Genomic DNA, 26,845 nt, shown 5'->3' with positions numbered 1-26,845 from the left:
GGTGGGATATGCTTGTTTCCAACTCAATATTTTTCACTTCGTCATGGTCATTTCAGCTCAAATATGCGGCCACCATTAATCTATCTTATTGTTTTTAAATGATTTTAAATTTTTCTGTCATCTAACTGTCATTTAGCCTACCTACACTTGCCGCCATCGAACCACTATGACGACAAGGATATTTATGAAAAAGACAAACCTGATGTTAGAGCGACCCAGTTTTAAGTTAAGTCTGATTGCTCTTGGGATAAGTAGCTTTATAAGTAATGGCGTCCACGCTGAGGATGATCTCAATCTGGAAACTGTTCGCGTGATTGGACAGGCAGTACAGATTGACAAAGCACTCACTGAACAACGCAACTCAAACAGTATTGAGAGTGTGGTGCATGCGGATGGCATTGGCCAGTTACCAGATGACAACGCTGCTGAAGCGTTACAACGTTTACCGGGTGTGTCTGTGGCAAACGATCAGGGTGAAGGACGTTTTGTTACCGTTCGTGGGCTGGCTCCTGAACTGAATGCCGTTACAATCAATGGTACTAATGTGCCCTCACCTGAGAGTGATACCCGGGCTGTAGCACTGGATGTTTTGCCGAGTGAGTTGGTGCAATCTCTTTCAGTGGTAAAAACATTAACCCCTGATATGGATGCGAACTCGCTGGGCGGCACTATCAATGTCAGAAGTCTGTCAGCCTTTGATCATGATGGCCTGTTTTATACGCTCTCAACGGAAGGTAGTTTTGACGATAATACTGACCAAACCAGCCCTAAAGGTTCAGGCGCAGTCAGTAATGTTTTCAGTATTGGTGATGGCGTCGATAACTTTGGTGTGGCCGCTGCCTTGAGTTGGCAAAAACGGGACTTTGGTTCAGATAATGTTGAAACTGGTGGTGCCTGGGATTTCGATGGTAGTCAACCACGTCTCGAGGAACTGGAACAACGTGACTATGACATTTCACGTGAGCGTCTGGGTTTAGGGGTGAATTTTGATTACAAAGCCGACGTCAATACCAGTTACTACCTGCGTACTTTATTCAGTCGTTTTACAGATACGGAAACCCGTAACGCGGCTGGTATTGAATTTGATGATCCCCTTCTCCCAAATGAATCAGGCGATGACGCTGAAGGCTTCCGTGAATTAAAAGATCGTGAAGAGACCCAAGAAATTCAGTCTTATGTATTCGGTGGTGAGAAAACTATCGGTTTATGGAAGATTGATGGTCAGATTGGATATAGCCGTGCCAGTGAAGACACGCCAGGCCATATTGCCGGTGCCAAGTTTGTTGGTGATTTCGATAATGTCAGCTACAGCGGCACCTCAAAACCGAGATTAAATGCCGGATCAGATTATTACGATCCAGCCAGCTTTGAACTTGATGAAGTGGAATGGGAAGAACAAAAAACCACCGATACCGAAAAGAATATCAAAATTGATCTTGCCAGAGACTTTGACATTCAAGGTTACGCTTCGCAATTGAAATTTGGCGGTAAATTATCACGCCGTGAAAAAGATAACGAACTTGATGCCTGGGCTTTTGAAGACTTTGGTACCAACGATACCAGTCTTGCTGCCTATAGTGCGGGTAATGTGGATTACAGTCTAAACCGATATGGTCAAGGTATTAGTAGCTCGGCATTAGAGCGTCTTATCGGTCGGCTAGATAAAGCAGGCAATGTGGATACAGAAGAGTCACAAATTAATGACTTTGTGATGAATGAAGATATTAACGCTGCCTATGTCATGAATACCTTAGACCTCGACGACTGGACAATTATCGCCGGCCTTCGTTATGAGGGAACAGAGTTTAAAGCAAAAGGTACAGGTATCAGAGATGGTAATTTTGAAGCTATCTCCAGCAAAAACAGCTACCACAACTGGTTACCAGGCTTACATTTGCGTTATTACCTGGACGATAAAACTCAGGTTCGTGCCGCATGGACCAATAGTGTTGTCCGCCCAACATTTGAAGCCTTAGCCCCAGGCTTTGCCATTGATGGTGATGAAGCAAGCTTTGGTAATCCTGATTTAGATCCGATGACATCAAAAAATCTGGACTTAGGTATCGAACATTACATGGGACGAGCGGGCGCGGTGTCGGCGTATGTGTTCTATAAAGATATCTCTGATTTTGTCTATAACACTGACCTCGGTGGTACAGGTATGTTTACAGCCTTTGATCAGGCAGAAACTTTTGATAACGGTGATACAGCAAAAGTCTATGGTCTTGAGCTGGCCTATACACAAAAGCTGAGTTGGCTGCCCGCCCCTTGGAATGGCTTGTTACTGGGGGCAAATGCCACATTCAGTCAATCCGATGCTGAAATCGAAGGTTTAGGACAAAAACGTGATATCGATTTACCAGGTCAATCCAATCAAGTCGCCAACCTGATGGTTGGTTGGGAAAACGACAAACTCAGCATGCGTTTATCGGCTAACTACAAGTCTTCTTATCTATCAGAAGTCGCAGGTATTGATGATAAAGAACATGATCAATATGTCGACTCACAGCTCTTCCTCGACTTTAGCACCAGCTACTTTGTAACCAAAAATGCTCAGATTACTTTGGAAGCAAAAAACCTTACTGATGAAGAGTATTACGTCTATACCGGCAGCAGTGCTTACAACGCTCAATATGAAGAATATGGGCCAAGCATTAAACTTGGTTTCACATTAACTAACTTCTAAAACATATTGAAATATATAGATATATAACATGAATAAATTACTACTAAAACCGACCTTATTAGCCTCGTGCCTGATGGCCTTTTTACCGCTATCAGCATTGGCTGATAAGACACTACACACAGTTGATCATCAACATAACCGCCATATTGAGTCAACACAACTGCTTAACAAAACAGTCATAAATCATGCTGACCGTCTTGTTGCTTATTCACAGAAAGGCATTGCACTTGAATCTGTAGATGGCAAAACCATGAGCCTGCTTAAAGGTAACTTTGGTAGCGTTGACCATCGTCAGGTAAAGCAAGGCCTGTTATTGGCAAGCGTTGATCTGGATAGACAGCAGGCCATGGTGGCATTGTTTGATAACACTTCACGAGATTGGGTTGCTAGCACCTATCTCCCGCAACCTGATTTTAAAATTGAAAGTGTCTGTTTATATCAAGATGAGGCACAAAATGGGTTCTTGTTTCTGGTTGGTGAGCAGGGACAAGGAGAGCAATGGCTGGTGGCTGATGCCTCCTCTCCCATTGCTCTCCCTCAATTAATTCGCCACATAAGCACGCCACCAGAAAGTGAATACTGCCAGGTTGATGATGCTCTTTCACGTTTCTATATTAACGAAGAAAGCGTTGGTATATGGGCTTATGATGCTCATCCTGAGGCCGACCTCAGCCGCTATCCTGTTGCGCTTGTTGAGCCATTTGGCCAATTAAAAGACAGCGCTGCAGGTATGGCAATTGTGCCAGGTGGTTTATTAGTCCTTGATGCTGAATCATCTAGCTTATCTGTTTATGTAGAACATCAAGAACAATGGCAGCTTGAGACAAGCTTTCCATTAAAGCAGTTGATCGAACCTGAAGCCATCAGTGCCAGAATGGATGGCGAAAAGTTAGATATTATTATCAAACACGATATGGGCACGGCTTCTTATACTCTGCCTTGGCCACATAAAAAGACGTCGTCACCAGAAGCGATACCACTTGTTACACCTTTAAAACAAACAGACCCTGTACCCAGTTTAGGTGATGCCGCCGATGATCCTGCTATCTGGGTGAATCAACGAGATCCTGAACAAAGTCTGATATTGGGTACAGATAAGCAAGGTGGTCTGGGCGTCTACGACCTAGATGGTAAAACACAGTCCTTTTTAGCAGTGGGGAGACTCAACAATGTCGATGTTCGTCACGGCTTTCACTTCAACGGTAAACAAGTTGATTTAGCGATTGCCAGCAACCGAGATAACAACTCACTTCATGTATTTGCCATCGATCTCGACAGCAGAAAAGTCAGCGAAATAGGTGAAGTGACTACCCGTGCACAGGATATTTATGGTCTGTGTATGTATAAAAATAAACAAGGTGATATCTATACCATTGTTAATGATAAAGATGGTCGTTTTTTTCAATATCTGATGCAGGATAAGCAAGGCAATATCGCTGGTGAACTAGTACGTGAGTTTAGAGTGGCTACTCAACCTGAAGGCTGTGTAGCAGATGATAAACACGATCGACTATTTATTGGTGAAGAAAACAGAGCGGTCTGGACATTGGATGCCAGAGCTAATGAACCGACTGTGATGACACAGGTCATGCCAGTTGGAGAGCACCTCAAAGAAGATATTGAAGGCATCAGTTTGTATCAGACACAACAGCAGAACTTTTTAGTGATATCCAGTCAAGGTAATAACAGTTATGTGATTTTGGATGCCCTGCCTCCTTTTGCCTACCGTGGTGTGTTTCGTATTGGTTTTAATACGGCTGCAGGCATTGATGGCGTATCGGAAACAGACGGCCTTGATGTGACTAGCATCAACCTTGGCCAACCATGGCAACAAGGCATGTTGGTTGTGCAAGATGGTCGTAACCGTATGCCTCGGGCAAACCAGAACTTCAAATATGTGCCATGGTCAGCCATTGCTGATCAGCTTGGCCTGACAGACATCAGTAAATAAGGAGTCAATCATGGAAACAGCAATGCATGAAATGACCATTTGGGGGCTGGTAAGTGATGCCAGTATATTAGTCAAAATCGTCATGTTAATTCTGGTATTGGCATCGATGGTGAGCTGGTATCTGATTCTTTGGCGTTCAAATGTACTCAGTCGTTTGGAGAAACAAAATAAACAGTTTCAGCAACTATTCAGACAAACAACTGATATGACCACGTTGCCAGCAGCCAAAACGGATGTGACTTTACATAAAGCCATTCCTGCGATTTTTCAGACTGGCTGGCAAGAGTATGAAAAATATCAACATATCGGCACCATGGCGCAAGATGAAAAAGTGGAAAATATTGAACGAGCCATGTTGGTCAATATTGGTGAGCAGGAAGCTGAGTTGGAAAAAGGACTTTCTGTCTTAGCAACCATTGGTTCAGTCAGTCCCTATATCGGTTTATTCGGTACTGTCTGGGGAATTATGAACTCGTTTATTGGCTTATCTCAGGTAGAACAAGCGACACTAAATACCGTAGCACCGGGCATTGCTGAAGCCCTTATTGCTACCGCTATCGGCTTGTTTGCAGCTATTCCAGCGGTTATCGCCTATAACCAGCTGAGTAAACGCGCTGGTGCTATAAGTACACTTTATTATCATTTTGGTAATGAGTTCATCACACGTTTACAGCGTGTGATGCATCGTGCGCCTCTAGCCAAGGCAGCGTGAGGTTGTCATGCTAAGAAAACCAGTTGCTAAACATGCCTTAAAGGCAGAAATGAATGTGGTGCCTTATATCGACGTGATGCTTGTGTTGTTGGTCATTTTTATGGTGACGGCTCCCCTTTTGGTACAAGGTGTCAAACTGGAGTTACCTAAAATCGCATCTGAAGCGCTGCCGACAGACAGTCAAAAGACGATTCTGACCTTATCCGTCGTGTCTGATGGGAGTTACTACTGGAATGTCGGCCCTGAAGTCGATATTCAATCTCGTTCGGATCAGGCAGTCAGTTTAGATGACATGGTCGAGAAAATAGAACAAATCAAACAACAACACGAGGCGTTATTATTTTTTATCCGTGGTGATAAAAGCACAGACTATGCTTCCGTAGTAAAAGCCATCGCTGCGCTACAAAAAGTGGGCATTGCTGATGTAGGTCTGATTACGGAGTCACCAGATGCCTGAATTAGCAATGCGTCAACACAATTACTTGAGTGAACCATTTTCTGCGTCCAAACTCAACAAATCTGCTTTAGTGGAAGTGGCGGTGTTTCATTTAGCCATAGCCGCTTTATTGCTTCACTCATGGACGCCTGCAGTCCAGATGGCGCCAGCGGTAAAAACAGTCAATATTCAAATGTTTGAACTGCCGAAACAGAAAAAGGTCATTGAAGAAAAAGTGATTGAAAAGACGCCACCGCCCATCGAGCCTGAGCCTGTTATTAAGCCAGAGCCCCCCGTTAAAAAGGCGGTGGTAGAAAATGATCTTGCATTCAAACGTGTTGAAAAACCGGTAAAGAAAGTTATGCCGAAAAAGCCAGTGCAAAAGAAGGTTGAGAAGGTCATAAAACCCGTTGAGAAAAAGCCTGAGAAACCGGTGAGTAAACCGCTGACTCAAGAAAAGCCAATAAAACCTCCGACGAACAAACCCGTGGTCGCCACCAATACAAGTACGAATTCACCTCAAAAAACACAAATAAGTACGAATAAGGTAGAAACTGACACATTTTCTGTAGAACACTATAAACCGATAGAAAAACAGACACCCGATTATCCAAGAGGCGCTTTACGAAAAGGGTTGGAAGGTGATTGCACGGTTCGTTATACCGTTAACACTCAAGGACAGGTTGAATCGCCTGAGGTGATGAATGATTGCCATCCCTTATTCAAACGGCCATCATTAGCCGCCGCTAAGACTTTTCGTTATACGCCACGCATGGTCAATGGCAAAGCCGTAAAAGTGCCCGATGTCCGTAATACTTTTGAATACCGTATTCACTAATGGAAGATAAACGCATATGACACACCCAACATCATCTGATTTTCATCAACGTCTGGCGTCATACGATGATGAGGTTATTAATCACTCTGAAGAGAAAAGCCTGAATTCAATCGCGATGTCACGACGTGATGTATTAAGAGGCAGTTTAAATGCGGCTGCTTTAGGTTTTCTAGGGCTGAACCTTTCCAGTCGTTTGGCCTTCGCTGGCGATCATGCTCACCCTCCCGTGCCTTATATTGGTTTTCAAGCCATTCAGCCACGCACCGATGCCTTATTCGATCAGGTTGTAGTATCAGAGGGTTATCAGGCCAAGGCTTTCTTTTCTTGGGGTGATCCTGTTGAAACAGGCGCAACAAAATGGAAAGCCGATGCCAGTAATACCTGGCAGGAACAGCTAAAGCAGGCGGGTGACAATCACGATGGCATGCATTTCTTTGCCTTCCCCAACGATAATAATCGTGGCTTGATGGTCATCAACCATGAATACATTAACCCAACACTTCACCAAAACGGACTGAGCTATGATGTCCAAGACAAACGCTTGCTTGATGATGTTAAAAAAGAACAAGCGGCGCATGGCGTCAGTGTTATCGAAGTCAAAAAAGATAGTCTCGGTGAATGGCAACGCGTCTACCCTTCCCTATATAACCGTCGTATATCAACATTAACGCCAATGAAGGTCAGCGGCCCTTTAGCGGGTCATGCCTTATTTAAAACGGCTTCTGATCCAAGTGCGATGGAAATTATTGGCACTTTAAATAATTGTTCGAATGGTTTCACGCCTTGGGGTACTTATTTGGCATGTGAAGAAAACTGGCATAACTATTTTGTAAATCATGACAAAAAGGATTATCAGTCACGTGTTTCACATAAACGTTATGGCATCTCGACAGGTAAAGAAGATAACTATTATGGCTGGAGCACGATTGATGCGCGATTCGACGCTACGCCAAATGACGCTTTACCCCATCAAGGCTATGTGAATGAACCTAATCGTTTTGGCTGGGTGGTGGAAATTGATCCCTTTGATCCACAGAGTAAACCTGTAAAACGCACGGCATTTGGACGTTTCTGTCGCGAATGTGTCGCACCAGCTATGGCTGACAATGGCCAACTGGCCTTCTATTCTGGCGATGATACTCGTGGTGAATATGTGTATAAATTTGTGCCTTCACAACGTTTTGATAAAGCGGATATGCACAAGAATCGCGACCTACTGGATGAAGGCACACTCTATGTTGGTCGGTTTAATGACGATGGCACAGGACGTTGGTTACCATTAATTCATGGCAATGAAGGATTAACCGCTGAAAATGGCTTCCTCAGTCAGGCCGAAGTGCTGGTTAATGCCCGTGCAGCAGCTGATATATTAGGTGCAACGCCAATGGACAGACCTGAGTGGGCAACAGTGAACCCACACAATCTGGATGTTTATATCTCCTTAACCAATAACTATAAACGAGGTAAAGCATTTGAGATCAATGCGGCTAACCCTCGTCCCGATAACCGTCATGGCCAAATTATTAAAATCATGGAAGATCAAGCTGATCCGGCAGCAACCGCATTTAACTGGTCATTATTTGTATTGGCTGGTGAAAAACCGGGCTCTACAGACGCCAATGGCAACAAGATACCCGATCATTTAGTCGGTAATATTCAAGGGGATATTTTTTCATCGCCTGATGGCTTAGGTTTTGATCGTGATGGACGTTTATGGATTATGACGGACTACGATGATGACGATCCGGTGATGGCTAATATGGGCTGTAACCAAGTCTTATGTGCTAATCCACAAACACAAGAAATCAAACGCTTTTTGGTTGGCCCGAGAGGCTGTGAATTGACCGGGATTACCTGGAGCCCTGATTACAAAGCCATGTGGGTGAATATTCAACATCCGGGCATAAGCTATCCTGCTTCTGATGGACAAACACGCCCACGCTCAACAACTGTGCTAATCACTAAAAACGATGGCGGTGTAATTGGTACATAGCGACTGAATAAAAAGATACTTTTAGCATGATAGGTTTTGAATAGCCTATCATGCCTACTCTCTGTCTTAGCCGCTCCTTTAGTGTCATTTGTTAAAAACAGCTAATGGCCTTATTTCTCTTTTAACAATTGTTTTTTACAGGCTTGTAACTCAGCGCGGTGTTCATTACTGACTTGCGGATATTCCATTTTTAATGATTCAAACGTATCAAGAATGATTTGCGAGGTAATTAACCGTGCATTTTTTTATCGTCTGCCGGAATCACATACCAAGGCGCTTTCTCACTACTGGTCTCAGTTAAACATTTTTCATAAGCCGTCATATACTCATCCCAATAGCCTCGTTCATTCATATCGGCTGAGGTGAACTTCCAATTTTTTTCTGGCTTGTCGATCCGTGCAATAAAACGCTTACGCTGTTCTTCTTTAGACAAGTGCAAGAAAAACTTAATTACCCGCGTGCCGTTTTGGAATAAATGATTTTCCAAATCATTAATGGAGTTGTAGCGCTGTTGCCATATCGCCTCATCTTTCAGCAATTTATCGGGCAGGTTTTGACTATGCAGGATCTCAGGATGGACGCGAACCACTAATACCTCTTCATAATAGGAACGGTTAAATATGCCGATACGGCCACGTTCAGGTAAACATTGGTTAGTGCGCCATAAAAAATCATGTTGCAGCTCTGAATAGCTGGGATGCTTAAAGCTGAAAACCTGGCAGCCCTGGGGATTAATACCTGACATAATATGACGAATGGTGCCATCTTTACCGGCTGAGTCCATCGCTTGAAAGATGATTAATACGGAATAACGGTTGGAGGCATAAAGTCGCCGTTGTAATTCACTTAACTGCGTCACATGTGATTTTAATTGTTTTTTGTAGTCTTTTTTAGAGTCATAGATAGCATTAATGTCAGTAGGCCATTTTTTCAAGTTCACCTTATCTCCCGCATGAACTCGAAATGTGTCGCTCTCTATTTTCATTGTCGCTATCCCCCGATTAGAACCCTTGTTATTTGTTAGCCTCGGTATCGTAAAACTTCCTGACTTTGAATAATATCAGACAACGCTGTATCAAAATTCTCTAATCTCGACTACTGATAACGTTTGTGTAAAACGTGCTCCCTCTGATAATTGATGTGATCTAATAACATGACCATATCGTCCAGAACACTAACTTGTCTCATATCGCGATAGCGCTCTTCACCCTAACAATATATTCACCATCCAAGCTTAAGTTACCCGGCTTCTAATGGCAAAACATGCTCATGTGCCTCCACGGGTTCTGATTACTAAAAATGATGGCGTGATATAGGTACTTAACAAGACATAGATGGAACGTTCTGACTGAGGTTAAGTCACTATTGATATACGAGAAAAATCATCATAATCGTGTAGTAATACACATAAAGGCTGTAGAATCAGGCAAGTCTCATATTGTTTTTCCTCCTATAGTATTCTCACCTTTAAATCTTTTACTCACGGGAGTTTCATCTATGAAAACTGTTGGTTATGCCGCTCATTCTTCAGATACCCCTCTTGCTCCATTCCATTTTGAACGAAGAGAATTGCGTGATAATGATGTAGCAATGGAAATTCTTTATTGTGGCGTTTGTCACTCTGACTTGCACGTCGCCAGAAATGATTGGGGTGGCTCTTCTTATCCCGTTGTGCCCGGTCATGAAATAGTCGGTCGTGTTACTGCAATTGGTAAAAATGTCACTAAATATAATATCGGTGACAACGTGGCTGTCGGCTGTATGGTGGATAGTTGCCTGGAATGCGATGAATGTCATAATGATCATGAGCAGTATTGCCGTAATACGTTCACACTGACCTATGGCTCACCTGATCGCATTAGCAACGAAATGACGCAAGGTGGTTACGCCAAACACATCGTTGTACGAGAAGAGTTTGTATTACGACTGCCTGAAAATCTGGATTTGGCTAAAGCAGCGCCTCTATTATGTGCCGGAATTACCACCTATTCTCCTCTAAGAGAATGGAATGTCGGTCCAGGCAGTCGTGTTGGCGTAGTTGGCATGGGTGGTTTGGGTCATATGGCCATTAAAATTGCCGTAGGTTTAGGGGCAGATGTGACGGTGATTAGTACGTCACCTAAAAAGGAAGTCGATGCCAGAGAACTAGGTGCGCATAACTTTCTGGTATCAAAAGATGAAGACGCCATGGCTGCCGCAGCTTCTGGTTTTGATGTCATTATTGATACTGTTCCCGTCAGCCATGATCTGAATCCATACATTCCTTTATTAGATAATGACGCGACACTGGTTATGGTCGGTCAGATTGGGCCAATTGAAGGACCCAATACAGCACCCATGGTTTTCGGCCGTCGTCGTATTGCCGGCTCATTAATTGGTGGTATTAAAGAAACACAGGAAATGCTGGATTTCTGTGGTCGAATGAATATTTTGCCAGAATGTGAAATGATCAAAATGGATGAAATTAATACAGCATTTGATCGCATGGAACGTTCTGACGTGAGATACCGCTTTGTCATAGATATGGCATCATTAGACGCTTAGCTTATTCGGGCAGTCAGTTTCTGGCTGCCCTTTCCATTTTCTGACAACTCATATGAATACAAAACCTTTGGCTGAACTGCTAAGTCGCTATGCTCCAAACGATGGCCTGTTTGATTTGCCGATTACAGGTGTCCGTGTTTTTCGCGTATCACACATTGACGAGGTCGCTGTACGGGGTAATAGCCAGCCCGGTATTTGCATTATTGCTCAAGGTGCAAAACGTGCCATTATCGGAAGTGATGTATATGAGTATGACGATTCCAGAATGGCTGTTTACTCAACTGAAGTGCCGGTCTCTTCGAGGATTATTCAGGCCAGTAAGGATGAACCTTATTTGTGTCTTATCATCGATATTGATCAGCAAAAACTGGCTGAAACGGCATTAAAAGTTTTTCCGTACGGTCTACCAAAAACGACTGCAAGCAAACCTATTTTTATTGGACAAGCTTGTCCTTACATTGTTGAAGCCGTAACGCGATTGATTGGCTTATCGGCACAAAATGAGCAATCAGCTCTACTAGTGCCTTTAGTCATGGAAGAAATTTATATTCGTTTGTTACAAAGCCATATCGGCAAACTGGTGGTACAGATTGCAACTACAGATTCCCATTTACAAAAAGTCTCTGCAGCGATTTCCTGGCTACGTGAGCATTTTTCTGAACCAATGAAAGTTGATGAGCTGGCTGAACGGGTCAATATGAGCATTTCATCGTTTCATCATCACTTTAAAGCGATAACGTCAATGAGTCCGTTGCAGTTTCAAAAAGAGTTACGTCTTTATGAAGCGAAACATCTAATGCTGTCGAAAATGATGGATGTGAGTACGGCGTGTATGCATGTAGGCTATTCCAGTGTGTCACAATTTAGCCGGGAATACAGTCGTTTTTTTGGCCAACCACCGAGTAAAGATATTCAGCTCCAATCAATGGTCGTCTAAAGCTTAAAGTGTTGTTAGCTTAGTTTATGAATGAGTTTGTGGGTAAGCATAAAGGGTGGAAAACACTCACAAGTGGACGACATAAATTTATAGTAAAAAATTGAATGTACTTTTGTGAGTGCTTTCCATCGCGAAAGCCTGAGTGTAGTTAAAGTTTGCCAAAGTCACAATATGTGTTTGTTATTAATATGAATTAACACACATAATCAGAGCCGGAAAATCAGGCTTGCTTGGATACTTCTGACGGACTAAACACGAGTAAACTTGTCTTGTTTTACCGCTATCAGGAATCCCATGCCAACCAGCATGACTAACCCCGTTGCCCACAATGCCACGTGATAATTACCATAGTAACTGGCCAGATATCCGGCTGCTGCTGGTGCAATGATCTGTGCTGTACCATAACAAATAGTGAGTCGGGCCATAGCTTTAGCCGGATTCAATGGGAATTTATGACCAATAAAGGTCAGCATCAGACTCACAATGCCAGTGAATGTACCGCCAAATATGGCCGCTGCTATCAAGTTAGTGATCAGCGAATCAGACAATACCGGCATAATGACTGCGACCATCTGTAAGGCATAGGTCAGCAATAAAGTGTTTAACTCTCCAAACTTATTCGCCACTTTATCCCACAAGAAACAGGCTGGTGCTGCAGCAAGACCAAGAATCACCCATATCCAGTCACCCTTACCGCTCAGTTGTGGCATTTCTTCAAGTATCGCGACAATAAACGTGGCACTCACAACGTACCCTACTCCGGCACAGGCATAAGCCAGGATCAGCTTTATCATCCAGCTACGGGGAGGCTCTATAAGTGGTTGGCTCGTTTTATGTTGCGTCAGCTGTGGCTGAGGTATCCAGAACCAGGCAGGAATAAAAAAGAGAATGCCAAACAGCCCCATCACAATCCATTGGCTATCCCATGGCAAAAAATGATTCATTAACACCACTGCTGAACCGGGTATGGCAATGCCAAGACCCAATCCCATAAAATGCAGACCTAGTTCTGGCTTAAATCGATGATGTTTAAGCCAACTGAGCACAAATCCCGATGACAATATGACGCCAGCCGTACCACTGATACCCGCAATAAATCGTAATATCACCCAGCCATACAATTCTGTTGTCATCCCCATGGCTATGGTGGATAACACCGCAATCACCAAACACCACTGATAAAAACGATACTTAAACGCAAGGTTATTCGTGAACGAGACTAATACCACACCCAACAAGTAACCAATATAGTTAAATGTCGCCAGCCAGCCACTATTCACCAGCGATAAGTCTGTCTGATTGAGCATTAAAGGAAGAAACGGTGTATATGAAAATCGTGCTATGCCCACCGCTAGAATGACTGCACAGATACCCGCTGTAATCACTTTTATTCGTTGAAACTGTAATTCTATCGATAACTGTGTCATGTATATCATCAGAGTGAATGAATAGCGTGCATAGTATCACTTGATAAAGTGGTGATGACTTATTAAAAAGAATAGATACTTTGGAAAAAGTGTTATTCACTAAATCATATCAACCCGACCAATTTATTTATGTCAACTAATCGACTAGATTTGTGGGGCTGGGCTGTTCTAGCTATCTTCGTGCATTAAGTGATCCCGGTGAGATTCGAGTGATTCTTTATATCTGGGATGGAAAACACGGTAATACGTTATACCTATCGCCACACTTAATAGAACACTCATGATCGTTGCCAGCCAATCTGAAGCGGTCATTGCAGCGATATCCATCGCAAAAAACTCACTGATAAACCATTTCATTTCGTACTCCTTTTAGCTTATGACATTGCCGATTGAGTAACAGCGTTGTTTTGCTTCACCGCTTGTCGAATAGTAACGGTCACATTGAACAGCATTACAACAGCGCCAAGGAAAAAGACCAAACCACCCACAGCACGCATGGCATAATAAGGATGCATCTGTGCGACTGATTCCACAAAGGTATACGCTAAATTGCCGTAATCATCATAAGCACGCCACATCAAACCTTGCATAATGCCTGACACCCACATGGCCGTGATGTAGATAACGGTACCGATGGTCGCCATCCAGAAATGGGTGTTTACCAGTTTGGTTGAATACAAAGGCACACGCCAAAGTTTTTCGACCATATGATAGATAGCACCGATAGATACCATGGCAACCCAACCCAGTGCTCCCGCATGAACGTGCCCAATCGTCCAGTCTGTATAGTGAGATAAGGCATTAACCGTTTTAGATGACATAACCGGGCCTTCAAATGTCGACATTGCATAAAAAGCCAATGACACAATCAGGAACCGTAAAATATAGTCTGTACGCAGTTTGTCCCAGGCACCACTTAAGGTAAACATGCCGTTAATCGCCCCACCCCATGAAGGAATAATCATGGCAAGGGAAATAGCCGCACCGAGTGATCCAGTCCAGTCAGGTAACGCGGTGTATTGAAGATGGTGAGCCCCTAACCAGACGTAACCAAACACCAACGCCCAGAAATGAATAACCGACAAACGATAAGAATAAATCGGACGATTAGCCTGTTTAGGTACAAAGTAATACATGATGGCAAGAAAGCCTGCTGTCAGGAAAAAGCCAACGGCATTGTGACCCCACCACCATTGAATCATCGCATCCTGAACACCCGCAAAAATAGAATAGGATTTCCATAGTTCCACTGGAATAGACAGACTATTGACGACATGTAAATAAATAATCGCAATCATCATCGCCAGATAAAACCAGTTAGCCACATAGATGTGTGAGATACGACGGATGGCGATAGTCATAATAAAGTTAAAAGTAAAAGCCAACCAGACAACTGTGATTAATACGTCCAGAGGCCACTCCATCTCAGCATATTCTTTTGACTGGGTATAACCCAATGGCAGCGTGATAAACATGCCGATAATGACAACATTCCAGCCCCAGAAAGTGAACCAGGCCAGTTTATTACTCCATAAAGCGACACTGCAGGTGCGTTGAACAACATAATAGGCTGTCGCCATTAATGTGCTGCCGGCAAAGGCAAAAATCACCGTATTAGTATGAACAGGCCGCAGCCGTCCAAAACTCAGGTAAGGATTATCAAAATTCAAAACAGGCCAGGCAAGCTCAGAGGCGATCCATACACCTACACCAGTGCCGATCACCAGATAAATGCACGCCATGATCGTAAAAAACTTCACAATATTGTAATTATAGGGTTTTGTTTCCATTTTATATCTCTCTGTGTTTTGCCCTATTCAGCGAATATCCTGGCGTCGTCTAAATAAAGGCTCTGGATTTAACACTGAACCTGAGTACATCGTACTAATGCCAGAAATGCCTTTTATGGCATCAAAAACATCTTTATCCTCCCTGATAGCAAAGCTATCGAAACCACAACGATGCATATGGCTCAGTTGATCTCGTAATACATCACCTGTCGCACGTAATTCTCCCTTCCACTTCAGTCGTGTTCGTAACTCTACTGCCTGACTATAGGCCCGACCATCAGTAAATTTAGGAAAATCGAGTGCAATAAGCTCCAGCTGTTCCAGCCAGGGCGATAAGGTATAAATATCGGCATCATTCTGCAGCCACACGGCTTTTACTCTGTTGGCTGGCTCATGTTCAATAGGTTCGACCCACACGCTAAACGGTAAGATCAGTTTTTCATGCTGGGAATGTTGATCGATATCTTCCAATTCTTTGATCAAAATCCAATTATCATGCTCGATAATCAGTGGCTGCTCAGTATCACGAAGGCAAATAATGTTTTTCATCAATTTATCTCCGCTGTTTGATAAACACGTTCTTTGAAAGGTGGTATCCCAATACGATCAACTGTGTCACTGAAGTTCTCATCCTGCTCTCTGTATTGAAGAAAGACATTGATAAGCGTATCGATAACATCGGGCACATCATCCGCCAGAAATGATGGCCCAATGACTTTGCCCAAACGTGCATTTTTGCCTTGATCACCGCCAATGGTAATTTGATACCACTCCACACCATTCTTATCGACACCCAAAATGCCAATATTTCCAATATGGTGATGGGCACAGGCATTCATGCATCCAGATATATTCAAACTCAGTGAGCCAATATCATGTAGATAATCTAAATCTGAAAAGCGTTGCTGTATTGCCGCAGCAATGGGGATAGATTTTGCATTTGCCAGCGAGCAGTAATCGGCACCTGGGCAGGTAATCATGTCCGTCAGCAGGCCGATATTGGGTGCAGAGAGATTTTCTGACTGAAGAGCAGTCCATAAAACAAAGAGTTCGGCTTTTTTGATTGAAGGTAATACCAGATTCTGCTCATGGGTGACCCGAATTTCTGCAAAGCCATATTGTTCAGCCATATCAGCAACAGCACGCATTTGATGAGATGTTACGTCGCCTGGCGGGGTTGCAGGTCCGGGTTTGGTTGAAATCACGACTGAAGCATAATCTGGGTGTTTATGTTCATGTGTATTACGTTTAATCCAATTGGCAAAGGCATTATTTTGGCTCAGTAGGTTTACATATTCTTTGCTATCTGTTGTCACATAAGATTCAATGCCAAATTGTTTGGCAACACGCTGAAACTCATCTTCCGTTAACTGAGCTGGTCCCCCTTTCAGGTTCTGCCATTCCTTTTCCACTTCAGCAGCAAAAGCCTCTATGCCAAGACTCTTTACTAAAATCTTGATGCGGGCTTTATATTTATTATCACGTCGGCCATGACGGTTATATACCCGTAATACAGCTTCCAGATAGGTCAGCATTTCCTGCCACGGCAGATCGGATTTTAATAATTCACTGATGATGAGTGTACGACCTAGCCCACCTCCGGCCATCACTTTAACTTTGATTTGCTCATCATCAGCATCACGATAAAGATATAGACCTATATCATGTGTTCTTACTGCGGCACGGTCTTCGGTTGAAGAAGACACAGCAATTTTAAATTTGCGTGGTAAAAACAGAAATTCAGGATTAATCGTCGACCACTGACGAATAATTTCTGCATATGGACGCGGATCAACGACTTCATCTGCTGAAACTCCAGCAAAAGCTTCGGTCGTGACATTTCTGACACAGTTGCCTGAAGTCTGAATAGCGTGCATTTCCACATCAGCCAGCTTCTGCAGGATATCTGGCACTTGCTCTAGCGTTATCCAGTTGAACTGAATGTTTTGACGCGTAGTGAAATGGCCATACCCCTTATCAAACTGATCGGCTATGTCCGCGAGTGTGCGTAGTTGATTTGCAGACAAAGTGCCGTAGGGAATCGCCACGCGTAGCATGTAAGCATGCTTTTGTAAGTACAAACCATTCTGTAATCTCAGCGGCATAAACTCTTCATCAGACAATTCGCCATTGATATATCTATTCACTTGATCGCGGAATTGTCTGACACGCTCTAAGACGAGCGCTTTATCATAAGAATCATACTGGTACATAACTAACCTTTTGTGATATCTAACCTAAATTAAGGGGCAATAAACACCGCTTTATAACGGTTACTGATGGCTGAATTCCCCTCACTCGTGGCGACAAAGTGAAATTCACGCAGGCCAGATGAGGTCGTATCCGAAGGTAATCTTACTAAGGCTGTGACAGGGACGATTTTACCTGGCTGTATCGTAATGCCCCGTTCTAAACCATCTACACTGGCTGATGGCAAACCCTCAATGTGATAGTTCACAACGAGTGGCTGATCTGTTTTATTTAGTAGCTTTAAGGTGTATTTATTTTGAATATCACCGTTACTCATTTGGATATATAACGGTCTTCTCTCATGCACCACATTAAACTCGGTGGGTTCAAAGTGGGTAAAGCCATAGCCCACACCCATAATTGAAAAAGCCATAATCAAACTGTAAACAATCACTCGCGGACGTTTCCATAGGCTAACTTCAGCTTTACCTTGATGTAGTTCTTTATGAGATGCGTAACGAATCAGGCCTCTGGGCTCATTGATTTTGTCCATAATGCTGTCACAAGCATCGATACATAAACCACAGGTGATACAGCCCTCTTGCTGACCTTTACGAATATCGATACCCGTCGGACACACTGCCACGCAGAGTTTGCAGTCGATACATGAGCCTTTATTGGCATCTTGTGTACCTGAACGGGATAACTTACCTCTGGGTTCCCCACGTACCGCATCATAAGCAGGTAATACAGTTTCCTGGTCATACATCACACCCTGTAAACGCGCATAGGGACACAACCAAAAACACACTTGTTCACGCATAAACCCCGCGAACCAATATGTGAAAAAGGTAAAGATACCCATGGCCACCCAGACTGGCGTGGGCGCTTGAAGAGAGAAGATATCACCCCACAATTGATAGGCATCTGTAAACCAGGCTGAAAACGTAATACCTGTCAGTATGGCAATTGCTAACCAAACACCGTGCTTACCGACTTTTCTGAAGGCTTTAGATGCTGTCCAAGGCTCACTGTTAAACTTACGCTGTTTTTGTGGTGTTTTTCCTTCAAACTGCCCTTCAATAAAAGTAAATATATCTGTCCAGACTGTTTGGAAACAAAAATAGCCACAAAAGACTCGTCCTGCAATGCTGGTTGCCGCCGCTAACAATATGGCAAAGAACAGCAGTGTTAACGACAACACCCATATATCTTGTGGATATAGGGTCAAAGCAAATAAATGAAATTGCTGCTCAGGAATGTCCAGCAATACAGCTTGATGACCATCCCAACGTAGATAAGGCCCCAAAAAGTAAATCAACCACACCGACATGCCAAAGTTTTTTAAGGTGCGAAACCGTCCTTTCATGCGCCTGGCAACGACATTCTCACCTTCCCCTGTATGTACCTCCCAGTCGGATAAGGCATCATAAACTTCAACTTTAATAGGTATTTCTGATAGTTTGCTCATCACAGGATCTCCTCTGTGGCTAAATGCTGAAAACGAGGTGTTTTTTCATAGTTATACGATGGTTTTTGAACGAATTAAGCCTGGCCGGTACAAATCCGACAATAAGGTTAACCCTTGTTTTAATGACTCAAAATCACTACTGGCACCAAGCGAAATGCGTACGGCCTGACTATGGCTCCGAGACATGACAAATGCTGTTGAAGGCACAATAGAAACGCCGATTCGGCTCGCTTGTTCAGCAAAATCTAATGCTTTGTAGCCATGAGGCAGCTTTAGCCACAGGTGTGGTGAAGCAGGATGTGACCATACATCGCTTTGCTGGAAAATTGACTTGGCTAATGATTGCCTTATGATATTTTCAGCCTTAATCGCCTGGGTAATCTCATTGATTTTGTGGTGTGTTATCCAATGCGAGACAACGGCAGTCATCAGTGGTGGTGCCATTAAATGACTGATTCGCATTTCTTCGGTGAGACCTAATGCATCATTAATATTCGGTGATGCAATATAAGCAACACGTAACGATGGGCTAAGGCATTTAGAGATCGTGGCAACATGCCAAGTGCGATGTCTGGCAAGGTTATATAGCGACGGCAATTTCTCATCGAGAAAATGATAGTAAGGATCGTCTTCGATAATGGTGACGTTGAACTGATCTGCTAACGCTGCTAAAGACTCTCTTCGCTTTACAGACAAGGTCGCCGTGGTGGGATTATCAATATTTGGAATAACATATAAAACATCGATTGATTGTTTTTCGCATTGCAGTTGAAACTGTTCTGGAATGATCCCCTGCTCATCCATGCTGATACCGATGACGTCCAGTTGCAACTGATCTGCCATCGCTCTCAATCCAGGATAAGAAAACTCAGGAGCGGCTATCGTTTTTGCTCCTTTGCGTTTGAGATAGCTTAATAAACAAAACAAAGCACTGTGAGCACCGCTTGAAATCAGAAGTTGATCGCTATTGAGCCCTGTCAGTTTCGGTGACAACCATTGCTGGCCGGCAAGCCGGTCATCCGGATGGCCAGCTGTTTCCTGGTAACACAGGTGGTGTGAGGCAGAAATACCTGACAGACTAAGTTCGCTGATGGCTTCGGCAATGCTCTTCTCGAGATTCAGCTCATTAGGTATAGGCGGGTTGTTCATGCTTAAATCCAGGGTTTTACCTTCAATAAGCTGTGATGAGTTGTAATGAGAAAAAGTGGTTTGAGCAATAAAACAGCCATTGCCTCTTTGGGTTTCAACTAATCCCCTTCTGGCTGCTTCATTAATGGCTCTTGTTACCGTAGTGAGATCGACAGAGAGTGCATCAGCCATTTGGCGTTGTGCGGGTAATCTGTCACCCGGTTTGAGAATACGGTTTTTGATGTCTGTTTCTATCGCATCAACTATACCGATGTATTTAACGCGAGCATTTGAATCTATTCTTGCTGACCAGGTGGACATAGCTTTCTCCATTGACGCTAACCGTACAATTTGGAGTAAATGCTATGCCTCACTTATTTTGTATGCAATAAAAACATACAAAACAAGTGTTTGTATGGATTATTATTTTTATATATACCTACAATCAGGACGTTTTAGACAAGAATAACAAGTCTATTTGCGCAAAATTGGGGCTTAACATTATTCCCACATGATATCAGCATTGGCTTTTGCAGCTGCGTCGAACAATTCAATTAATGGCAGAGCACGTTTTGATATAGACACTGGAGGATTGTCATCGTCCTCACTCTCAGTATTGTCTTCATCGCTTAATTTGGCATTGTTCACTGCTTGCTCTAGACGTTGTTTATAGTCATGAACGTCTTCTGCCTGGATAGCACCTGGAACAGTTCCACTATGTCCCATCAGTTTTAATAAATGAACAGCCACATTACCAAACAGGGTGATATCAGCATAAGCTTTTGTTTTAAATGTAACAATCATAAGGACTCCTGCTAGTAGAAATATGAACAAACATCATACGTTGAATCAGGTATCAAGACATTAACAAAGAAAGGTATGAGTCGATGGATTCAGTTATTGGTAGATATAACGGATTTCATTAGCAGGAAGCGGCGCACAAAAATAGTAGCCCTGCACAGTCACCGCATAGTCGTTATCTCTGAAAAAGGCAAGTTGTTCTTCTGTTTCTACCCCTTCTACGACGACTTCCAGCTTTAATTGTTTAGCCATTGCAATGATGGCTGTCACTATGGCGGCATCGTTCTCATCATTGACCAAATCGTCAATAAAGGATTTATCTATTTTTAAAGCATGTATCGGAAATTTTTTGATATAGCTTAGTGATGAGTATCCCGTTCCGAAGTCATCGATGAATATTTTTACACCAATATTTTTGAGTTTTTCTAATATGGCAAAACTTTCATTCAGATGATGCATCATCAGGTTTTCTGTGATTTCGACTTCAAGGTATTCAGCTGGGAGCTGATATCGATTCAAACTTGCTTCAATTAGCTCAAAAAGCTTGTTTGGTTTGCCAGTGTGTAGAAATTGCCTTGCGGAGAGGTTGACTGAAATATGCGCAGGAAAACCGGAATCCAGCCATTGTTTTGCTTGTTTACAAGCTTGGTCAATGACCCACTCGCCAATCGAAACAATGAGACCACTTTTTTCAGCGATAGGAATAAAAATGGAAGGTGAAATATCGCCATGCTCAGCATTATGCCAGCGCAGCAATGCTTCAAATCCCACTGTGTCGCCATTCACAATATCAATCTTGGGCTGATAATATAACTGCAATTCATTGTCAGCAATCGCACGTCGAAGTCGGTTTTCCAGCTCAAAATGATTTTGTACTGAATTATTCATTTCATCACTGAAGAAATGATACTGGTTTTTACCCAATGCCTTTGCATGGCGTAAGGCATTATCCGCGTCGGACAAGGCTTGGTCGACGCTGTCTATCCCTTCATTGAAGAAAGCGATGCCAATACTGATAGAAACAAAGACTTCATGCTCATCGATCACAAATGGCTGGTGAAAACTACTGATGATCTTTTCAGCAATATTAGCTGCATCAACAGGTTCGTTGATATAGGTCATCAATACGACAAATTCATCACCAGCAAAACGTGTCAAAGTATCGTTTTTACTGAGACTCTCAGGAAGTCGTTTCGCCACCTCAGCGAGAAGTGCATCACCCACCATATGACCGAGTGAATCATTAACGCGTTTAAAATCATCGAGATCGATAAACAGTAATGCTTGTGACACCTTTTTTTGAGCTGCAAGCTTAACTGCCTGCTGGAGTCTATCTGTGAGTAATGCACGATTAGGTAAGCCGGTTAAGGCATCAAAATGGGCTAAATAATCCAAGTCATGTCTAACTTTTTCTACCTGTTTCAGTTTTTGTGCGTTATCCAACGCAAGCGACAGAGTGTGAGCAAAACTTAAAGCAAACAGTTCATCATTTTTATCAAATTGCTGACCTGACAATTTTTCACTTAGCAGAATATATCCAAAAGTATGTGCATCACGTCGTATGGGCACCATTAATACCGAAGATAGGCTATGAGATCCTTCTTTGCATTCAAGGCATAAATCATTCAGTAACTGAGGTGTTTCTGGGAGTGTGTTTTTGTGTAACGTTAAACAGTGATGAAGTATCGACAATTGTTCATCTGTGAAACCAATACCGACTGAATCCGTGATGGAATAATGCTTATCAATCAGCTGTACGGATGCGGAATGGCATTGCACTAACTTTGCTAGCGCGTTGATGCCTTGATATTTTGCTTCTGGCTCTGCCGAAATTGTTGCAAGACAAGCTAATAAGTCTCGAGAACGATCATGCAGCTCTTCCAATCGTTTAGACCAGGAAAGGAGTTGTTGATGTTCTTGCTCAATTTGTTCAAGTGACGTATGAGACTGTGTGAGAAGATGTTGTTTACGACTGGCGATACGTTCAAAAATCGCTGTGCGTGTGATAACCCCGGCAAAGCGTTCCTGATCGAGTACGGGCAATAATTCCTGCCCATTGATATCCAGCATAGCCAGACTTTGTTCTATAGGTGTTTCGGGGGTAACAAAAATAGGCGAGCTGGATTTACAGAGATCGGCAAATATCCAGTTAGGGTGTTTAGAGACTTCTTGTAATGTGACTAAACCACAAAATTTGCCGTCTTTGGGATTGTCATTAAAAACAGCAAAAATCGTGTTTTTATCAATTTTCCGAGGTCGTTCTTCATCAAGTACATACTGAACCAAATCAGTCTGTACACAATCCCTGACAAATAACGTATTCATTTTACTCTTGATAGGTGCACATCAATATCAAGCTCCATATGGAGAACCTCGTCTGAACCTAATAGCGATTTCGTATGGGTTAACACAAAATCCATCAGCTGCTCCTTACTGATTCTTCTTAACAATGATTGACGAATGAGAATATCGCCTATCACTTCATCATCTACTTCAATGTGTTCGTAGGGTGTTTTTACCAGAAGATCTAACGCTCTTTTCATGGCAATACAGCCGATCGGTGCATCCTTCCCCATCACCAGCATATCTCTCAGTGGGGGCATTTTATACTCACTAATTCTGGCCGAGATATATGAACCAGACTCTGAACCTAATGGCATCCTTTTCCTCATTTTTATTAGTATCGTTATTAACAAAAGCAATAATGATGGCCGACTGTTTAATCGGGCTAAACTATTAAAAACAGATTTTTTTATTAATTGCAAATAATAGTAAAAACCTAAATATCCATAGCATTTCGAACTTCTAAAATGAGAATAAAAAAACACATTTAAATGATTGATATGAATTATGAATACTGTATTCACATGACACTAGATACATACAATTTGATAGCGCAATATAAAATTTGTTCAGAGTCATTCAGACGTCAGCATTGCTTTGCATCGCGCTTAGCAATCCTGAGTTTTCAGAAGAGTCTACCGTATGAATGGGCTCGCTTTATTAGGAATTACTCCTAAACAACGAAAACTGTGAATTAATCGGTATAAAAAAATAATTGCTCACATCGGATAGTTGAAATCGACTTGAAACAACTTCTCCACAGCCATAATGTCACGTTGATTGGAGATAAAAATAATCAGATGGTCGTCAGGCTCAATCACAAGTGATTTATCTGAAAATAAAACGTGCTCATTTCTTAAAATCGCCGCAACCGAGGCGCTTGCTGGCAATTTTATTTGCTCAATATGACGGCCAACGACTTTCGATGTCGTCAAGTCACCATGTGCTATCACCTCGATGGCTTCAGCCGCCCCTTGTCGAAGTGAATGCACGGTCACGACATCCCCTTTACGAATGTGCGTTAACAAACTGCCTATCGTGATCTGAGCCGGCGAAATAGCTAAATCAATGCTGGTGCCTCTGACCAGTTCCACATGGCTGGCTTTACCAATTATCGAGATGACTTTTCTTGCGCCCATTCGCTTGGCAAGCATAGAAGAAAGAATATTCACTTCATCATCATTCGTCACAGCACAGAACACATCTGTTTTGCTGATATTCTCTTCCTGCAATAGGTTAGCGTCACCCGCATCGCCATGCAGAACAACGGACTTCTTCAAGCCCTCGGCAATAAAGCGAGCACGTTTTGGGTCCATTTCAATAATTTTGACCTTATGGTTGGTCTCTATCCGTTTGGCCAGTTGACGCCCTATATTACCGCCGCCGGCAATGAGTATGCGTTCATACGTTTTATAGGCATGACGAAATACTTTGACCAGTTTCGAAATATGCTGAGTGAGTGCTAAAAAGAAAATTTCATCACCGGGTTGCAAAGCCTCTCTGCCTGTTGCTTGAATGGCTTGATTATCTCTGAATATCGCCGCGACACGCATTTTGATATCGGGAAGGATGTCGAGTAATTTACTGATAGGCTTGCCAGCCATGGGGCTTTGTTCACTGACTTCCACCGCCACAAGTTGGGCCATGCCATCAAAAAATTCAACAACCTGTAACACTTCAGGCTGTTCAATTAGTCGTTGTATATAAGCCGTAACCAGTTGTTCTGGACTTATAATGACATCGGTTGCAAAGGCGTCAGGTGAGAATAAGGCGGGATACTCAACATAATCCGAAGCTCTTATTCTTGCCAGCTTTTTAGGTGTTTTGAATAAGGCATTGGCGACCTGACACGCGACCATATTGACTTCATCATTTTGTGTCACCGCAATCAGCATATCGGCATCCTCAATACCCGCCGCGATCAACGTCTCAGGCGAGGATGCATGACCATTCACAGCACGAATATCTAATCGATCCTGAATGCGTTCCAGTAAGTAACTGTCTGTGTCGACGACGGTGACATCATTTCCCTCGTTGACCAAACTCTCAGCAGTCGAACCACCTACCTGACCTGCCCCTAAAATGATAATTTTCATCGGCTTTCCTCAACAGCTATCAATGACGCCAATAAGCGGGAATCAACAATATTAATAGTGTGAATATTTCTAATCTTCCGGCTAACATGCCAAACACACCTAACCATTTCACTACATCATTCACGCTGACAAAATTAACCGCCACCTCACCTAAACCTGGCCCCAGTAGATTAATGGTAGCGACCACGGCCCCAAATGCACTTTCCAGGTCTAATCCTGCCGCCATCATCGCGACGGTCAGGAATAGCGATGTGACGATATACAACACATAAAAGCCCCAGACTGAATACAACACTTCTTCTGAGACGGCTCTTTCACCTTGTTTGACAACGACAACGGCGCGGGGGTGGGCGAGATGGAATAACTGTCTTAAGCCCAGTTTGGCTAATAACATTACCCGCATCACTTTTACGCCCCCCGCTGTCGAACCGGCACAGCCACCAGTAAATGACAAAATCACCATAATCAATGGAATATGCAATGGCCAGCTGGCAAAGGTAGCAGTGCCAAATCCGGTACTGGTCAGTACCGAGGCAACCTGGAAAACCGCATAACGCAGAGACTCTGCAACAGAGCCATAAGCATTTGACAGGTAAAGACTTGCTGCAACAAATAAGCTGGCAAATAAAAACACTAAACCATAGGTTCTGACTTCAGGATCTTTAGCATAAGGAGACAGTAATTTTTTTCTGAAAACAATGAAATGAACAGCAAAGTTAACACCACCTGCCAGCATAAATACAATCGCGATGAGTTCAATAAGTGGGCTGTTATAAAAACCGAGACTGTCATCATGGGTTGAAAAACCACCTGTTGCTACCGTCGTAAAAGCGTGTCCAACCGCATCAAAAGCCGTCATGCCAGCAAAGTAATAAGCAATACCACACAGGCTTGTCAGTATCAGGTAAATAATCCATAAAGAACGTGCTGTTTCAGCAATTCTGGGGGTGAGTTTTTCATCCTTTGCAACCCCAGATGTTTCAGCTCGATAAAGCTGCATGCCACCGACACCGAGTAACGGCATAATCGCTACAGCAAGTACAATAATCCCCATACCACCAAGCCATTGTATTTGCTGTCTGTGATACAAAATTGACTGGGGTAATTGATCCAGGCCAGTAATAACCGTTGCGCCGGTTGTGGTAAAGCCGGATATTGATTCAAATACGGCATCGGTCAAATCCAGATGCAAACCAAAAAGAAACGGTAAGGCACCGACCAATCCTAATAGAATCCAAAACAGCGTCACCACGAGAAAACCATCCCGAACCGAAAGCTCTTGTCGCTGATTTCGGTTCAGCTGCCACAACACCAGTCCGATAACGATGACAGATAACATGGATAGCAAGAAGACATTCAGTTCACCATCCTGATAAAAAAGCGAAACAAGAATAGAAGGCACAAAGTTCAGACTGTAAAACATCAACAATATGCCAAATAACCTCAGTATCGCTCGCCAATGCATGTCTCGATTATCCTTATTGTTGTGAGGGTGTCACAGA

Annotated in this window: 21 protein-coding genes; 8 read left to right on the top strand and 13 right to left on the bottom strand. The window is 43.1% G+C overall.

Going from position 1 to position 26,845, the window contains the following annotated elements; all coding sequences use genetic code 11:
• Positions 1-184 precede the first annotated feature (184 nt).
• From B3014_RS02125 to B3014_RS02100, 6 genes are read left to right on the top strand one after another with little or no spacing between them, the layout of a single operon-like run.
• Entirely contained in the window at positions 185-2,686 is a 2,502-nt protein-coding gene (locus B3014_RS02125) for a TonB-dependent receptor (RefSeq protein WP_289244268.1), read from the top strand.
• Positions 2,687-2,714: 28 nt separating this feature from the next.
• A complete protein-coding gene (locus B3014_RS02120; protein WP_289244267.1) occupies positions 2,715-4,637 on the top strand; it encodes a phytase in 1,923 nt (640 codons plus the stop codon).
• Positions 4,638-4,647: 10 nt separating this feature from the next.
• The gene (tolQ, locus tag B3014_RS02115; RefSeq protein WP_289244266.1) at positions 4,648-5,349 is read left to right on the top strand and encodes a protein TolQ; all 702 of its coding nucleotides are present in this window, start codon (positions 4,648-4,650) and stop codon (positions 5,347-5,349) included.
• Positions 5,350-5,356: 7 nt separating this feature from the next.
• Positions 5,357-5,806, top strand: coding sequence for a protein TolR (tolR, locus tag B3014_RS02110; RefSeq protein ID WP_289244265.1), 450 nt, complete (start codon positions 5,357-5,359; stop codon positions 5,804-5,806).
• Complete coding sequence (locus B3014_RS02105) at positions 5,799-6,623, top strand: energy transducer TonB (RefSeq protein WP_289244264.1); 825 nt, start codon at positions 5,799-5,801, stop codon at positions 6,621-6,623. Before tolR ends, B3014_RS02105 begins: the two co-directional genes overlap by 8 nt.
• 16 nt (positions 6,624-6,639) lie before the next feature.
• Positions 6,640-8,616 carry a PhoX family protein gene (locus B3014_RS02100; protein ID WP_289244263.1) on the top strand — a complete coding sequence of 659 codons (1,977 nt, stop codon included), beginning with the start codon at positions 6,640-6,642 and terminating at the stop codon, positions 8,614-8,616.
• Between the two features lie 229 nt (positions 8,617-8,845).
• On the opposite strand, the gene B3014_RS02095 is transcribed toward B3014_RS02100, so the two are convergent.
• Positions 8,846-9,601, bottom strand: coding sequence for an ADP-polyphosphate phosphotransferase (locus B3014_RS02095; RefSeq protein WP_289286896.1), 756 nt, complete (start codon positions 9,599-9,601; stop codon positions 8,846-8,848).
• 512 nt (positions 9,602-10,113) lie between these two features.
• Between B3014_RS02095 and B3014_RS02090 the strand changes: the two genes are divergently transcribed.
• On the top strand, positions 10,114-11,160 hold the full coding sequence (locus B3014_RS02090) for an NAD(P)-dependent alcohol dehydrogenase (RefSeq protein WP_289244261.1): 1,047 nt from the start codon (positions 10,114-10,116) through the stop codon (positions 11,158-11,160).
• Between the two features lie 52 nt (positions 11,161-11,212).
• The gene (locus B3014_RS02085) at positions 11,213-12,097 is read left to right on the top strand and encodes an AraC family transcriptional regulator (protein ID WP_289244260.1); all 885 of its coding nucleotides are present in this window, start codon (positions 11,213-11,215) and stop codon (positions 12,095-12,097) included.
• A 248-nt stretch (positions 12,098-12,345) separates the two neighbouring features.
• Here B3014_RS02085 and B3014_RS02080 read toward each other — a convergent pair whose 3' ends face one another.
• The 12 genes from B3014_RS02080 to B3014_RS02025 form a co-directional block, all read right to left on the bottom strand.
• Positions 12,346-13,524: a YbfB/YjiJ family MFS transporter gene (locus tag B3014_RS02080; RefSeq protein ID WP_289244259.1), complete on the bottom strand. Its 1,179-nt coding sequence runs from the start codon at positions 13,522-13,524 to the stop codon at positions 12,346-12,348.
• A 168-nt stretch (positions 13,525-13,692) separates the two neighbouring features.
• Positions 13,693-13,881: a hypothetical protein gene (locus B3014_RS02075; protein WP_289244258.1), complete on the bottom strand. Its 189-nt coding sequence runs from the start codon at positions 13,879-13,881 to the stop codon at positions 13,693-13,695.
• Positions 13,882-13,898: 17 nt separating this feature from the next.
• Positions 13,899-15,314 (bottom strand): cytochrome-c oxidase, cbb3-type subunit I, encoded by a 1,416-nt coding sequence (gene ccoN, locus B3014_RS02070; protein ID WP_289244257.1) that lies wholly within the window; start codon positions 15,312-15,314, stop codon positions 13,899-13,901.
• A 27-nt stretch (positions 15,315-15,341) separates the two neighbouring features.
• Positions 15,342-15,863 (bottom strand): DUF934 domain-containing protein, encoded by a 522-nt coding sequence (locus B3014_RS02065; RefSeq protein ID WP_289244256.1) that lies wholly within the window; start codon positions 15,861-15,863, stop codon positions 15,342-15,344.
• A complete protein-coding gene (locus B3014_RS02060) occupies positions 15,863-17,527 on the bottom strand; it encodes a nitrite/sulfite reductase (protein WP_289244255.1) in 1,665 nt (554 codons plus the stop codon). The genes B3014_RS02065 and B3014_RS02060 overlap by 1 nt, the downstream gene beginning before the upstream one ends.
• A 29-nt stretch (positions 17,528-17,556) precedes the next feature.
• Positions 17,557-18,975, bottom strand: coding sequence for a cytochrome c oxidase accessory protein CcoG (ccoG, locus tag B3014_RS02055; protein ID WP_289244254.1), 1,419 nt, complete (start codon positions 18,973-18,975; stop codon positions 17,557-17,559).
• A 51-nt stretch (positions 18,976-19,026) separates the two neighbouring features.
• Complete coding sequence (locus B3014_RS02050; RefSeq protein WP_289244253.1) at positions 19,027-20,424, bottom strand: PLP-dependent aminotransferase family protein; 1,398 nt, start codon at positions 20,422-20,424, stop codon at positions 19,027-19,029.
• A gap of 180 nt (positions 20,425-20,604) precedes the next feature.
• Positions 20,605-20,907, bottom strand: coding sequence for a DUF1840 domain-containing protein (locus tag B3014_RS02045; RefSeq protein ID WP_289244252.1), 303 nt, complete (start codon positions 20,905-20,907; stop codon positions 20,605-20,607).
• Between the two features lie 93 nt (positions 20,908-21,000).
• Positions 21,001-23,229 (bottom strand): EAL domain-containing protein, encoded by a 2,229-nt coding sequence (locus B3014_RS02040; protein WP_289244251.1) that lies wholly within the window; start codon positions 23,227-23,229, stop codon positions 21,001-21,003.
• Positions 23,226-23,564, bottom strand: a complete 339-nt coding sequence (locus B3014_RS02035; protein ID WP_286304645.1) for a hypothetical protein — start codon at positions 23,562-23,564, stop codon at positions 23,226-23,228. The genes B3014_RS02040 and B3014_RS02035 overlap by 4 nt, the downstream gene beginning before the upstream one ends.
• Before the next feature lie 402 nt (positions 23,565-23,966).
• Entirely contained in the window at positions 23,967-25,343 is a 1,377-nt protein-coding gene (gene trkA / locus B3014_RS02030) for a Trk system potassium transporter TrkA (RefSeq protein ID WP_289244250.1), read from the bottom strand.
• A gap of 19 nt (positions 25,344-25,362) precedes the next feature.
• Entirely contained in the window at positions 25,363-26,808 is a 1,446-nt protein-coding gene (locus B3014_RS02025; protein ID WP_289244249.1) for a TrkH family potassium uptake protein, read from the bottom strand.
• Positions 26,809-26,845: the final 37 nt, after the last annotated feature.

This window comes from Methylophaga sp. UBA678, from assembly GCF_002299105.1.
GTDB lineage: Bacteria > Pseudomonadota > Gammaproteobacteria > Nitrosococcales > Methylophagaceae > Methylophaga > Methylophaga marina.
The sequence above is the reverse complement of the archived record's forward strand: the minus strand, read 5'-3'. Positions and strand labels throughout refer to the sequence as shown.

Excerpts from the sequence above, each read along its gene's own strand:
- B3014_RS02125 (WP_289244268.1), top strand. The coding sequence starts at position 185 with ATGAAAAAGACAAACCTGATGTTAGAGCGACCCAGTTTTAAGTTAAGT.
- B3014_RS02120 (WP_289244267.1), top strand. The coding sequence starts at position 2,715 with ATGAATAAATTACTACTAAAACCGACCTTATTAGCCTCGTGCCTGATG.
- tolQ (WP_289244266.1), top strand. The coding sequence starts at position 4,648 with ATGGAAACAGCAATGCATGAAATGACCATTTGGGGGCTGGTAAGTGAT.
- tolR (WP_289244265.1), top strand. The coding sequence starts at position 5,357 with ATGCTAAGAAAACCAGTTGCTAAACATGCCTTAAAGGCAGAAATGAAT.
- B3014_RS02105 (WP_289244264.1), top strand. The coding sequence starts at position 5,799 with ATGCCTGAATTAGCAATGCGTCAACACAATTACTTGAGTGAACCATTT.
- B3014_RS02100 (WP_289244263.1), top strand. The coding sequence starts at position 6,640 with ATGACACACCCAACATCATCTGATTTTCATCAACGTCTGGCGTCATAC.
- B3014_RS02095 (WP_289286896.1), bottom strand. The coding sequence starts at position 9,601 with ATGAAAATAGAGAGCGACACATTTCGAGTTCATGCGGGAGATAAGGTG.
- B3014_RS02090 (WP_289244261.1), top strand. The coding sequence starts at position 10,114 with ATGAAAACTGTTGGTTATGCCGCTCATTCTTCAGATACCCCTCTTGCT.
- B3014_RS02085 (WP_289244260.1), top strand. The coding sequence starts at position 11,213 with ATGAATACAAAACCTTTGGCTGAACTGCTAAGTCGCTATGCTCCAAAC.
- B3014_RS02080 (WP_289244259.1), bottom strand. The coding sequence starts at position 13,524 with ATGACACAGTTATCGATAGAATTACAGTTTCAACGAATAAAAGTGATT.
- B3014_RS02075 (WP_289244258.1), bottom strand. The coding sequence starts at position 13,881 with ATGAAATGGTTTATCAGTGAGTTTTTTGCGATGGATATCGCTGCAATG.
- ccoN (WP_289244257.1), bottom strand. The coding sequence starts at position 15,314 with ATGGAAACAAAACCCTATAATTACAATATTGTGAAGTTTTTTACGATC.
- B3014_RS02065 (WP_289244256.1), bottom strand. The coding sequence starts at position 15,863 with ATGAAAAACATTATTTGCCTTCGTGATACTGAGCAGCCACTGATTATC.
- B3014_RS02060 (WP_289244255.1), bottom strand. The coding sequence starts at position 17,527 with ATGTACCAGTATGATTCTTATGATAAAGCGCTCGTCTTAGAGCGTGTC.
- ccoG (WP_289244254.1), bottom strand. The coding sequence starts at position 18,975 with ATGAGCAAACTATCAGAAATACCTATTAAAGTTGAAGTTTATGATGCC.
- B3014_RS02050 (WP_289244253.1), bottom strand. The coding sequence starts at position 20,424 with ATGTCCACCTGGTCAGCAAGAATAGATTCAAATGCTCGCGTTAAATAC.
- B3014_RS02045 (WP_289244252.1), bottom strand. The coding sequence starts at position 20,907 with ATGATTGTTACATTTAAAACAAAAGCTTATGCTGATATCACCCTGTTT.
- B3014_RS02040 (WP_289244251.1), bottom strand. The coding sequence starts at position 23,229 with ATGAATACGTTATTTGTCAGGGATTGTGTACAGACTGATTTGGTTCAG.
- B3014_RS02035 (WP_286304645.1), bottom strand. The coding sequence starts at position 23,564 with ATGCCATTAGGTTCAGAGTCTGGTTCATATATCTCGGCCAGAATTAGT.
- trkA (WP_289244250.1), bottom strand. The coding sequence starts at position 25,343 with ATGAAAATTATCATTTTAGGGGCAGGTCAGGTAGGTGGTTCGACTGCT.
- B3014_RS02025 (WP_289244249.1), bottom strand. The coding sequence starts at position 26,808 with ATGCATTGGCGAGCGATACTGAGGTTATTTGGCATATTGTTGATGTTT.